General features: G+C 46.2%; 11 protein-coding genes, 1 tRNA gene and 1 other annotated feature. Of the genes, 8 read left to right on the top strand and 4 right to left on the bottom strand.

Annotated elements, in window-relative coordinates:
- Positions 1-28 precede the first annotated feature (28 nt).
- The 6 genes from NYE37_RS01125 to NYE37_RS01100 all read left to right on the top strand — a co-directional run bounded on the left by NYE37_RS01125 (position 29) and on the right by NYE37_RS01100 (position 5276).
- Positions 29-1270, top strand: coding sequence for a D-alanyl-D-alanine carboxypeptidase family protein (locus NYE37_RS01125; protein WP_049720752.1), 1242 nt, complete (start codon positions 29-31; stop codon positions 1268-1270).
- Between the two features lie 136 nt (positions 1271-1406).
- Entirely contained in the window at positions 1407-2300 is an 894-nt protein-coding gene (gene pdxS, locus NYE37_RS01120) for a pyridoxal 5'-phosphate synthase lyase subunit PdxS (RefSeq protein WP_037998258.1), read from the top strand.
- 19 nt (positions 2301-2319) lie between these two features.
- Complete coding sequence (gene pdxT, locus NYE37_RS01115) at positions 2320-2907, top strand: pyridoxal 5'-phosphate synthase glutaminase subunit PdxT (RefSeq protein ID WP_037998259.1); 588 nt, start codon at positions 2320-2322, stop codon at positions 2905-2907.
- 112 nt (positions 2908-3019) lie between these two features.
- Positions 3020-3244 (top strand) — a binding site (T-box leader).
- A gap of 42 nt (positions 3245-3286) precedes the next feature.
- On the top strand, positions 3287-4564 hold the full coding sequence (gene serS, locus NYE37_RS01110) for a serine--tRNA ligase (protein ID WP_049720753.1): 1278 nt from the start codon (positions 3287-3289) through the stop codon (positions 4562-4564).
- A gap of 102 nt (positions 4565-4666) precedes the next feature.
- Positions 4667-4756 (top strand) — tRNA-Ser (locus NYE37_RS01105).
- A 322-nt stretch (positions 4757-5078) separates the two neighbouring features.
- On the top strand, positions 5079-5276 hold the full coding sequence (locus tag NYE37_RS01100) for a hypothetical protein (RefSeq protein ID WP_037996561.1): 198 nt from the start codon (positions 5079-5081) through the stop codon (positions 5274-5276).
- A gap of 315 nt (positions 5277-5591) precedes the next feature.
- Here the strand turns inward: NYE37_RS01100 and NYE37_RS01095 are convergent, their stop codons facing one another.
- From NYE37_RS01095 to NYE37_RS01085, 3 genes are all read right to left on the bottom strand, one after another.
- Entirely contained in the window at positions 5592-5753 is a 162-nt protein-coding gene (locus NYE37_RS01095; protein ID WP_156473336.1) for a hypothetical protein, read from the bottom strand.
- 369 nt (positions 5754-6122) lie between these two features.
- A complete protein-coding gene (locus tag NYE37_RS01090) occupies positions 6123-7547 on the bottom strand; it encodes a sensor histidine kinase (RefSeq protein WP_198241503.1) in 1425 nt (474 codons plus the stop codon).
- Entirely contained in the window at positions 7534-8205 is a 672-nt protein-coding gene (locus NYE37_RS01085; RefSeq protein ID WP_175413221.1) for a response regulator transcription factor, read from the bottom strand. The genes NYE37_RS01090 and NYE37_RS01085 overlap by 14 nt, the downstream gene beginning before the upstream one ends.
- Positions 8206-8309: 104 nt before the next feature.
- Here NYE37_RS01085 and NYE37_RS01080 point away from each other — a divergent pair, with 104 nt between their 5' ends.
- A complete protein-coding gene (locus NYE37_RS01080; RefSeq protein WP_037996568.1) occupies positions 8310-9626 on the top strand; it encodes a hemolysin family protein in 1317 nt (438 codons plus the stop codon).
- A 19-nt stretch (positions 9627-9645) separates the two neighbouring features.
- On the opposite strand, the gene NYE37_RS01075 is transcribed toward NYE37_RS01080, so the two are convergent.
- Positions 9646-10383 (bottom strand): sporulation protein, encoded by a 738-nt coding sequence (locus tag NYE37_RS01075; protein ID WP_049720756.1) that lies wholly within the window; start codon positions 10381-10383, stop codon positions 9646-9648.
- A 169-nt stretch (positions 10384-10552) separates the two neighbouring features.
- Between NYE37_RS01075 and asnB the strand changes: the two genes are divergently transcribed.
- The gene (gene asnB / locus NYE37_RS01070; RefSeq protein WP_037996573.1) at positions 10553-12397 is read left to right on the top strand and encodes an asparagine synthase (glutamine-hydrolyzing); all 1845 of its coding nucleotides are present in this window, start codon (positions 10553-10555) and stop codon (positions 12395-12397) included.
- Positions 12398-12512: the final 115 nt, after the last annotated feature.

The following is a 12512-nucleotide window of genomic DNA, read 5'->3' as shown; positions in this document are numbered from 1 at the left end:
GAGACAGGGAAGTAGGGAATGAGCGACGATGAATCATTTTCATGACAAAAAAGTTTGGTTGTTTTTAAGCGCGTTTGCTTTTTTCATATGGATGTTTCCGGTTCCGGTGCAGGCTGAGCAGGCAGAGCTTCCTCCAGTGGAAGCGCGTTCTTATTTTTTGATGGATTTTTATTCCGGGGTGGTTTTGGCCGCGAAAGATGAAGAAACCCCTTATCCCCCGGCCAGCATGACCAAAATGATGACGGCCCTGGTGGTTTTGGATGACATTCAGGACGGAAAATTGCATTGGGATGATGTGGTGACGGTCAGCAAACGGGCGGCCGATGTGGAAGAAGCACAAATTTATTTAACCGAAGGCGAAAAGATCACGGTCAAGGAACTTTTTGAAGCGATGTTGATTTATTCCGCCAATGATGCGACCGTGGCCTTGGCGGAACATGTGGGCGGAAGCGAAGAAGGATTTGTCGACCGGATGAATGAAAAAGCGAAAGAAATTGGGATGAACAACACCCATTTTCAAGGAGCCTCCGGTTTGGATCTGCATCTGTATCCCGATCCGCCCAAGGTGCCCGGGAAACACGTGATGTCGGCCCGGGACACGGCGATTCTTGCTTCGACGTTGATTCAAAGACACCCCGAAGTTCTGAAGGTAACGGCGACGGCGAAATATAAGGTCCGGCCCGGAACCAACCGGGAACAAACGGTGACGAACTGGAACCTTATGCTTCCGGATTTTGTGTATGCCTATCCGGGTGTGGACGGAATGAAGACCGGACATACCAATGCCGCCGGTTATTGTTTCACGGGAACCGCGCAACGGAACGGATACCGCTTGGTTTCGGTCGTGATGGGAACCGCGAATGATCAAAGGCGTTTTTCTGAAACGAAAAAACTTTTGGATTACGGATTTGACCAATTTTCATTCACCACTTTGGTCCCGGAACACGGAAAAGTAAAAGGGCAAGAATCATTGGCATTGCCTAACGGCGTGGAACGGACCGTCCCGGTGGAAGTGGAAAAAGCCGTGTCGCTGCCGGTTCAAAAAGGAGAACAAGGCAAATATTCCATCAAAGTGGAGTTTGATTCCAACGTGAAAGCCCCTCTGGAGAAAGGCACCATTGTCGGAAAAGCATATGTCGTTTATGATGGAAAGAAAATGGAAGGCTTCAAACCAATCAATGTGGTCACTTCTCAATCCGTGGAAGAAGGGAGCTGGATTCGCCTCTTTTTCCGCTCGGTGGGGGATGAAATTTCAAGTTGGTTTGATTGATTATTTTTCAAATGCTTCCATTCAATTATAATAAAAGAGGGAGGAAAAGGGGGATTTTCTCTCTTGCAAAATGAAACCCCCCTTCCATGACGATCACAGTTGAAGACATCCATAAGATCACAGAGGAGGCAGCAAGATGAGTCAAACACGGAAAACAGGAACGGACCGGGTAAAACGCGGGATGGCTGAAATGCAAAAAGGCGGCGTCATCATGGACGTGGTGAACGCCGAGCAGGCCAAAATTGCCGAACAAGCCGGCGCGGTGGCAGTGATGGCGCTGGAGCGCGTTCCGTCGGATATCCGTGCGGCAGGAGGCGTTGCCCGCATGGCTGATCCGCGTGTGGTGGAAGAAGTGATGAACGCTGTTTCCATTCCGGTAATGGCCAAAGCACGGATCGGCCATTTTGTCGAAGCGCGTGTATTGGAATCCATGGGGGTTGATTATATTGATGAGAGTGAAGTGTTAACCCCGGCGGATGATTTGTTCCATATCGACAAATCCCAATTCACCGTTCCATTTGTATGCGGTGCCCGTGATTTGGGGGAAGCGTTGCGTCGCATCGGGGAAGGGGCATCCATGATCCGGACCAAGGGGGAACCCGGTACCGGAAACATTGTGGAAGCGGTTCGCCATATGCGTAAGATGCAGGCACAAATTCGCCAAGTGCAAAATATGTCCCGTGATGAATTGATGGCCGAAGCGAAAAAACTGGGGGCTCCGTATGAACTGCTCCTGGAAGTGCATGAGACCGGAAGATTGCCGGTGGTCAACTTTGCGGCAGGAGGCGTCGCCACCCCGGCGGATGCCGCACTCATGATGCACTTGGGATCCGATGGCGTGTTTGTGGGCTCCGGTATTTTTAAATCGGAAAACCCGGAAAAATATGCGCGCGCGATTGTGGAAGCGACCACCCATTATGAAGATTTTGCTTTGATTGCAGAAGTCTCCAAAGATCTGGGTTCGGCGATGACCGGGATTGAAATTTCCAAACTGAGTGCGGAAGAACGGATGCAAGAGCGCGGTTGGTGACATAAGGAGGACAGATCCGATGAAAATTGGAGTATTGGCATTACAAGGCGCAGTCCGTGAACATATCCGCCTGCTTCAACAAACCGGGGCAATGGCCGTGGCGGTGAAGAGGGCGGAAGAGTTGTCGGATCTGGACGGTCTGGTGATTCCGGGCGGGGAATCCACAACGATTGGCAAATTGGTGAAAAAATATGAACTGACCGAACCGATTCTCGCGCTTCATCGTGCTGGGAAACCCATTTTCGGAACCTGTGCCGGAATGATCCTGATTGCCAAAAATATCGGGCCGGAAGAAGAACCCCATTTGGGCATCATGAACATCACGGTGAAGCGGAATGGGTTTGGACGCCAGCGGGAAAGTTTTGAAGCGGAGCTGGCGTTAAAAAACATTGCTGATGATTACCCGGCGGTCTTTATTCGTGCTCCTTACATCGAAAAGGTGGAACCGGGAGTCGAGGTCTTCGCCGAAGTGGACGGAAAAATTGTCGCTGCCAAGCAAGGGAATTTGCTCGCGATGTCTTTCCATCCGGAATTGACCGAAGATCCGCGGGTTCACGCTTATTTTGCTGAAATGGTTCGTGAATCGATGGCAGAAAAAGCAGTATAACGGAAAATTTTCATTCTTGACGGAATCCTCCCTGTTTTGGGGAGGATTTTTTGGTTGGGATGGTTACAAAGGGTGTACAATCGGATATAATAAAAGGTAAAATTTGAAATGGCAGGCCGCGAGGAAAAGGCGAGTAGCTGATTGTTTTGCCATCCAGAGAGGCGGTGGAAGGTGCGAACCGTCCAAAATGATCAGTGAATCCACCTTGGAGCGAGGCACGAAGCGAACCGGGTTCGCATAAGTGTTTTCGGTGAACGAACCGTTATCTCGTCAGAGCGGGCCGGTGGATGCGTCCACGGCCAAGAAGGGTGGCAACGCGGAACCTTCCGTCCCTTGTATGAGGGGGGAAGGTTTATTATTTTATAGGAGGTGTGTGTGAGTGCTGGATATGAAAATCCTTCGCAATCAAATGGAGGATGTGAAGAAAAAATTATCGACAAGAAATGACGAATTGGAAGGACTCCGCGCCTTCACGGAATTGGATCAGCGGCGACGCGCATTGATTCAGCAAAGTGAGCAATTGAAAAACAAACGGAACGTGGTATCCAAAGAAATCTCCCAAAAGAAAAAGAACAATGAGGATGCAGAAGACAAAATCAAGGAAATGCGCCAAGTGGGAGAGGAAATCAAACGGTTGGATGAAGAATTGCGCCGGTATGAAGAAGAAATGAATCAAATCCTGCTCCAACTTCCTAACATTCCTCATGAAAGCGTTCCCGTCGGAAAGTCGGAAGAAGAGAACGAAGTGGTTCGCACATGGGGGGAAGTTCCCGCTCCTTCCTTCGAGCAGAAGCCGCACTGGGAACTGGCGGAAGAATTGGATTTGCTTGATTTTGAACGCGCCGCCAAAGTAACGGGTTCCCGGTTTGTCTTTTATAAGGGTCTGGGAGCGCGTCTGGAGCGGGCGTTGATCGATTTCATGCTGGATTTGCATACCAGGGAGCATGGATATACGGAAATTATTCCGCCTTATATTGTGAACCGCCGCACCATGACCGGTACAGGGCAATTGCCCAAATTTGAGAACGATGCCTTTAAGCTGGCGGAAAATACGGATTATTTCTTGATTCCCACTTCCGAAGTACCGGTCATAAACTATCATGCCGGCGAGATTTTGTCTTTGGAAGACCTGCCCAAATATTACACGGCTTACAGCAGTTGTTTCCGCTCGGAAGCGGGATCGGCCGGACGGGATACCCGCGGTTTGATTCGTCTTCATCAATTTAACAAAGTGGAATTGCTGAAATTGGTCCATCCGGAATCATCCTATGAAGAGCTGGAAAAAATGGTGGAGAATGCCGAAAAGGTCTTGCAATTGTTGGAACTCCCCTATCGGGTGGTGGCTTTGTGTACGGGAGATCTCGGGTTTTCTGCCGCCAAAACCTATGATCTGGAGGTATGGATGCCCAGCAATCAAAGCTATCGGGAAATCTCTTCCTGCAGCAATTGTGAAGATTTCCAAGCGCGCCGCGCACAAATCCGCTTCCGTCCCGACCCCAAAAGTAAACCGGAGTATGTCCATACGCTCAATGGTTCGGGACTGGCCGTGGGACGGACCGTTGCCGCCATCTTGGAAAATCACCAGCAAGCGGATGGAACGATCCGGATTCCCGAAGCATTGCGTCCTTACATGGGCGGAATCGAGAAGATTGGATAAAATAAATCCCTGCAGATATTGCAGGGATTTATCTTTTGAGGTTGGTTGACATCGCACAAAAAATCAGTATAATATAACTTTGTAATTGAATATTTACATTGTGGAGAGGTGGTCGAGTGGTTTAAGGCAGCGGTCTTGAAAACCGCCGAGGGTTCACGCCCTCCGTGGGTTCGAATCCCACCCTCTCCGCCAAATGGACAGAAAGGTTTCGCGGAAAGCGAAACCTTTTTCTTTACTGCCAGGTTAAATTTTTACGGGATGCGTTTGATGTGTGATCCATGTTGTTGCTGGTTGTTCATGCACAAAAGATATCATTCATGGAAAAAAACATTAAAAAAACATAAAAAATTAATCAAATAGAAAGAGAATCGACATTCATCAGCAGGGGTTCTTAAATAAAAGGATTGAACCAACGGCCTGATTCATGTAAATTCAGAATTAAAGATATAGTTTTCACAATGATTTGATCAAATGTTAAAATCTCATTCAACATTTAAAACAAGGAGGGTAAAGAATGTTCTACTTAAAAATTGAAACTGAAAAAAACGGGGAAATCAAAACGCATGAATACCCCGCCGGATTTGAGACCGAAGAATCCGCCAACGAATACATAAAATCTCTGATTCGCTTGTTTCCCAAAAAACATGAAGCCAGCCGCTTCTATATCAGTACGGACAAAAGCAATTGGAAAGAAGTTCAGGTTGAAGTTTGAGACAATCCGACAAAAAGCTGAATATGATCAAAGTGGGAGGGGGAAACCTCCTCTTTTTTTTATCAATCTTAACATTTATATTAGCACAAGATGTTGTGGATAGTGTGGATAAAATTGTGGATATGTTGATAAATTTTATTTTTATACAACATACTGAATGAAAAAAAGAGCCGGCTTTTTAGCGCGACTCACCGGAGGGTATCGGTTTTTTCCCGTGATTCAATCCCGTTGAAATCTTACATTTTCATTATAACGAATCATCGGTTGATTCGAAATATTATTATGGAAAGGGTCATAAAAAAGACACATGCATAATTATGAATGATGGTTTTTGGAAGAAGAAGTTTTGAAGGTTAATTCCTCAAACATATTCTCCATTTTCAAGATCACGCTTTGATTATGGGATAGTTGTTCTTGGACCAAGGGAAGGGTTTCTTCAATGATACGGGCAGCCCAGATCAGCCATGGATTATGCATTCCATCGGCTCCTTTGGAAGTGGTTTTGTTTTATTATTATATCATATATTCGGCGAAATAGGAACGTATGTTCTTGTTTTGGGGTTGAAAAGCATGCTGTTCCGAAATTGCACTATATGTTGTGGATAATGTGGATAAAGTTGTGGATATGTTGATGGGCCGGCATCGGGATCAGCTGTTTTAAATGCATTAAAAAATCTGTACCAAGGGAAAAGATGGTTTATTCAAAGGTTGAAAGCTTTTTTTGAAACTGTTTTTGGTTTGACAGGATGTTGTAATCATCCGGCTTTTTTCCGTGGAACCGGTCTCACTTTGCCGGCAGAAAACAACCGGGTTTGGCATTGCCCCGGTCCGGCAGAAAGAATGGAATTATTCATTTTGTTCAGGAAAAGGAAAATGAATCGTAAACAAAACGCCGTTTTCTTCATTGGTCAGCTGGTAAGGGAACGAATGGATATCCAAAATCTGTTTCACGATATAAAGCCCCAAACCGCTTCCCCCGGTGTTTCGGTTTCGGGATTTTTCCAAACGGTAAAAGGGTTCGAAGACTTTTTGCAGTTCGGCTTCCGGGATGGAGGCTCCCGTATTCAGTACGTGAAATTCGATATGGGAGTTTTTTTGTGCAAGGGAAATCCGGACGGTTTCGCCGGAAGGAGCATAGTTGATGGCATTGTGGATGATGTTTGCCACCGCTTTTTGCAGATAGCCGGGATCGGCTGTGACAAACAGGTCCGGCTCGATGTTCACGTCAAATCGGATTTGTTTGTCCTCGCGGAAAAATTCCAGCCTTTTGATGACGGATTGAATCATGCCTGATAAAGAAACGGTTTTTTTCAGCGGATGAAATGCATCCGATTCCAGTTTGGAGACTTCCAGGATTTCTTTTACCAGTTGTTCCATGTTTTTGATAATCGAATAGGATCGGCGCAAATATTTATCCCGGTCTTTGTACACACCGATTTGGTGGATCATGCCTTCCAGTTGCCCCATCACGGCCGTGATCGGTGATTTCAATTCATGCGAAATGGTCGCCATCCATTCCCTCCGCTTCGCTTCTTGTTCCCTTTCGCGTTGAATGTCATTTTTTAACTTCGCATTGGCTTGTTGCAATTCGGACATCGTTTGTTTGAGATTTTGCGACAATTCATTCAGGCTCTGGGACAATTCCCCGATTTCATCATCGGACCGGTTTTCCAACCTCTGGCTGAAATCCAGTTTGGCCATTCGCTTGGCCACTTGATTAATTTTAAGCAGGGGTTGGGTGATCAGTTTGGTGTAGAGAAATGCACCAACCATGGAGATCAACAGGACAAAAAAACCCATGTACGGCATCAGCATCAAAATGGCATTGGAAGCCTCATCGATAGGCTGCAAGGTGGCGACAAAAATGGCGATAAACCGGCCGTCCTGAAAGGAGATGGGTTTTTCGATGATCCGGATCGGCGGGATGCCATCTGTTTCCTTTTCGTAATTATTACGGTACGGGATTTTAACCAAAGGAGAAGAGGAAGACGGAATCGAAATCATGTTTCCCTGTTGATCCCGGATCAGCAAATGGATGTTGTAGTCATGGGTGAATTCGTATAAAAGGTTTTGTGCTTGGGAAACGGGAACCTCCGAAACATCGGCCAACAATTGGTCGATGCCGTGGTTTAATTTATTGATCTTGTATTCATAATAAAAAGAAGGCAACAAAAAATAAAAGGCAGCAAACAGGATGCTGGTGGTCAGAGCGATCAGCAGGCTGGTGACCCAAAAAATTTTCAGGGTAATGCTTTTTTTATGCTGTATCAAGCTTGTAGCCCACTCCTTTTACCGTCTGTATGTAGGGGACCCCCAATTTTTTGCGCAAGTTTTTGATATGGGTGTCGACAACCCGGGGATCTCCGTAATAATCAAATCCCCAAACTTTGTTGAGCAAAAGCTCTCTTGAACACACTTTCCCTTTGTGTTTCATCAGGGTTTGCAAAATTTCAAATTCCTTGGTCGTCAAGTGTTTTTGATGCTTGCCGACATAAACGTTATAGCCGTCCAAATCCAATGTGATTTCCTGGTACTTTAATTTTCGCGTTGACTCTGCTGTCTGATAGGTTCTGCGCAGCACGGCTTCGACGCGTTTGATCAAAATATGAAAAGAAAACGGTTTGGTGATGTAATCATCCACCCCCAGCTCAAATCCTTTCAGTTGGTCGGCTTCCTCATCCAAAGCCGTCAGCATGATCACGGGAACACCGGATTGTCGGCGGATGGCTTTCAATACCTGATATCCGTTCATCTCCGGGAGCATGACATCCAAAATCAACAGGTCCGGATTCGTTTCCATAAATTTTTGGATTCCTTCTTTTCCGTCACCGGCCACATCGACATAGTAATCCTGAACCGTTAAAAATTCACGAATCAGCTCCTGAATATCAGCGTCGTCCTCGATGACCAAAATATGGTATGGCATGATGACCCTCCGTATCGTTTCGTTTCTTTTGTTATGATAGCAAATTTATTTATGAAAAGACGGGACATACTAAGAAAAAGTGGTCCGCTTCAGGTGGAGGAGTTGTTATGCAGGAGCTTATCAGCCATCTTTTTTATCTTTTGTTGGTCCTCATCTTTGTCTTGTTAAACGGTTTTTTTGTGGCTTCCGAGTTTGCCATTGTGAAAGTCCGTTCCAGCCGGATCGCGCAGATTGACACCAAGCGGGGAAGAGTTGCACAACAGGTTTTGTCCAATCTGGATGAATATTTATCGGCCACTCAATTGGGAATCACCTTGGCGTCTTTGGGGCTTGGATGGATCGGGGAACCGGCGATCGCACGGTCTTTGGAGCCCTTTTTTCGTTGGGTCGGGATTCCGGAACTTCTGATTCATACAATTTCTTTTGCGATTGCCTTTTCCTTGATCACCTTTTTGCATATTGTGATCGGGGAAATGGCCCCCAAATCGCTTGCCATTCGCCAGTCGGAACGGATCACTTTATGGACGTCTGTTTTTCTGCACGGATTTTACAGGTTGTTTCGCCCGTTTATTTTTTTGTTGAACCAGTCCGCTAATTGGTTTCTCCAAAGATTTGGCGTCGGAACGAGCGAAACGCAACAAGCGCATACCGAAGAAGAAATCCGCATGTTGATTGCTCAAAGCCATCGCAGCGGTTTCATTGACCAGACCGAACTCAAGCTGTTTGACAATGTGTTTGATTTCACCGAACGCGTCGCCAGGGAAGTGATGGTTCCCCGTGTGCGAATGCATTGTATGTACGTGGAAAAACCGCTCGAAGAAAATCTGAACATCATCAAGCAGTTTCATCACACCCGTTTTCCTTTGTGCAAATATGACAAAGACAATATCCAGGGACTGATTCACATCCGGGATGTTTATGAGCAACTGGTGGAAGGAAGAAAGCCCGATTTAACGGCGTTGGTACGCCCGGTTGTCGTTGTGCCGGAAACGATGGAAATCAAGGATGTGCTTCGCCAATTGCAGAAAAAGAAAACAGGAATGGCGATTGTTATCGATGAATTTGGCGGGACATCCGGGCTGGTTACCACGGAAGATATCATCGAAGAGATTTTCGGCGAGATTCAAGATGAATTTGATGATGAAAGGCCATTTTTCCAAAAAGAAAAACAAGGCATCCTGATTGATTCCGGGTTGTTGATTGAAGAAATCAACAATTATTTTAACATCCATATTGAGGACGAAGATAATGACACCATCGGGGGCTGGTTGTTTTCCAAGCTGGAAAAAGTGCCGAGCGTCGGGGATCAAGTGGAGTTTGAGGGATTTGTGTTCACGGTCAAAGAAATGGACCAGTGGCGCATTTCCCGCATCTTGGTCGAACAACATAACACCGCCGAAAAAAAGGGCGATGTAGTCCGGTAAAAGGGCATCGCCCTGCGGGTTAAACCAATTTTCGGCTCAGGATTTCCTTTAATTTGTTGGTGGGGTTGGTCAGTGTTTGTTGTCCGTTGACATAAACCTGTCCCAGTTCGTGAGGATTCCAGGACAATGTGGTGTAAAAAGACTGATTGGCCCGGATCATTTCCAGGTTCATCAACACTTCGCTGTCAGAGAGATTGAAAACCACATTCAACTCGTCGATATAACCGTGGTAACGCCCGATGGGCCGGAATTGGAATACTTGTTGAAAACCGAAAGGCTTGGCTTCCGGATCATATTGGTTATAAATCTGATACAAAATAAATTCCGACTCCTCGATTTGTTTCAGGCAATTTTGCACGGTTGGATGGGGAAGCACCTCAATCAGGTCTTCGTCACTGGGATCGATGGCCATTTTGATGTCCAATCCGGTTTTTAAGTAAATGGGGTAACTGCCTGTGGACATCGGTGTGACAATCGGCAGATGAATCTGAAAAGGAATTTCCTTGGTCTCATTGGCTTGAATGACAAAGGATTTGGACAACTGGTATTCTTGCAGGATGTAAGAGACTTTTTTATTGTATCTTAAATAATGAATCACCAGATACAAATAAATATCGTCAATTTGTTGTTCGGCTTGTCCGCCTTGTATAAATACAACGCCTTGAACTGAATCGCCGGCGTAAAAAGTTTCTTGGTTCAGCCGGGTGTCCACTTGTGCGGCTCCGATTCCCAAGCTGGCTAATGATTTGAAAATCAACAGGTATCCCTCCTTTGGGCGAGAATTTGGTTAAAAGGACCAATTATATCATAACACAAAATAAGACATTTCCCGATATTGAATATTTTTCTGTTTTTTATGGGCACTTTTCTGGGGTTTCTACATAGTATGAGAAGAAGACACTTTATCAGAAAAATGGGGGATGTCCATGTGCGGAATTACCGGATGGATAGATTTTACGAGGGATTTGACCCGGGAACGGGAAATTTTACGCAGGATGAATAAAACGCTCCAATCCAGAGGACCGGATGGAGAAGGGTTTTGGTTTTCCGAACATGCCGCTTTGGGACACCGGCGGCTGATCGTGATTGACCCGGAAGGCGGAAACCAACCGATGGTGAAAAAAGTGGATGGGTATGAATTTGTCATTAATTATAACGGCGAAATCTACAACATGGAGGAACTCCGCCTCAAACTCCGGTCATTGGGGCATACCTTTGAGACCCGGTCCGATGTGGAATTGATCTTGACGGCGTACTTGGAATGGGGGGAAGATTGTCCCAAGCATTTAAATGGAATTTTCGCTTTTGTCATTTGGGACGGAAAAAAGCAGGCTTGTTTTGCGGCCAGGGACCGGTTGGGGGTAAAACCGTTCTTTTATACCAAAACAAAAGATGCTTTTCTGTTCGGATCCGAGTTGAAAGCCATTCTGGCCCATCCGGAAGTGGAACCGGTATTGGATGATCAAGGGTTGGCCGAAATTTTGGTGATAGGCCCGGCAAGAACCCCGGGATGCGGAGTGTTTAAAGACATTCATGAATTGCGTCCCGGACAGATGCTCCGTTATGACCGGAACGGCCTCAAAACGTGGACTTACTGGGAGCTGACCAGCCGCGAGCATGAAGATGATCTGGAAACCACGGCCGAAAAAGTGCGCGAACTTTTCCGGGATGCGGTGAAAAGGCAATTGGTTTCGGATATTCCTGTGGGCACGATGCTGTCGGGGGGATTGGATTCCAGTGCCATCGCGACATGCATGGCACAGGTTTATAAAGAAGAAAACCGGGGGCCGTTGCATACTTTTTCGGTGGATTATATTGATAATGAAAAATACTTTCATGTCAATGAATTTCAGCCCAATGCCGATCCCCCTTGGGTCAAAATGATGTCGGAAGAGATCGGGTCTGAGCACCATACCATTTTACTGGATAATCATGAACTGTTTCGCAGTATCATCCAAGCGATGGAGGCAAGGGATTTGCCGGGGATGGCCGATGTCGATGCTTCCATGCTCCTTTTTGCCAGAGAAATCAAGAAAGAAATGTCCGTGGTTCTTTCCGGGGAATCCGCGGATGAAGTGTTCGGCGGGTATCCGTGGTTTCACCGGGAAGAGATGGTGAATGCCGATACGTTCCCTTGGGCGCGCTTGGTTGAAAAACGGCTTCCTTTTATTTCCCCGGAAATAAAAGAACGGGTGAATCTGTTGGAATATGTGGAAGCAAGGTATCAAGAAGCCTTGTCGGAAGTTCCGCGCTTTTGTGAAGATCACACCCGGGAAGCACGGATGCGGGAAATGTTTTATTTGAATTTAACCCGATGGATGCCCACCTTGCTGGACCGGAATGACCGCATGAGCATGGCATTCGGTTTGGAAGTGCGCGTGCCGTTTTGTGATCATCATTTGGTGGAATATGTGTGGAACATCCCCTGGTCGATGAAAAAGCATGGAAACCGGGAAAAAGGATTACTGCGTTATGCCATGAAAGAGGTTCTCCCCCAACCCATTGTTGAGCGCAAAAAAAGCCCCTATCCCAAGACCCATCATCCCGATTATTTGCGCCTGATGAAAAAACAAATTCGCGAAATCCTGGATGACCCGTCGGCGCCGTTATTTCAATTATTGGATCCAAAGGAAGTCGAAAATTTCATGAATCAGGATTTGACCCAGTTGCATTTGCCTTGGTTTGGTCAATTGATGAACGTGCCGGCCTTGTTGGCTTACTGGTGGCAAATCAATGAATGGATGAAACGGTATAAAGTGGTGATCCAATAAACGCGGGAATGAATTCAATCCCGCGTTTTTTGGCATAAAATAACACCGTTCTTTTTTATATTAATAATTTACTTCATTAAAGCAATGGCGTTATAATGGATGGAGCATGATTGTA

The sequence above is a fragment of the Thermoactinomyces sp. FSL K6-2592 genome (assembly GCF_038006465.1).
In the GTDB taxonomy this organism is placed as follows: Bacteria; Bacillota; Bacilli; order Thermoactinomycetales; family Thermoactinomycetaceae; genus Thermoactinomyces; species Thermoactinomyces vulgaris.
The sequence above is the reverse complement of the archived record's forward strand: the minus strand, read 5'-3'. Positions and strand labels throughout refer to the sequence as shown.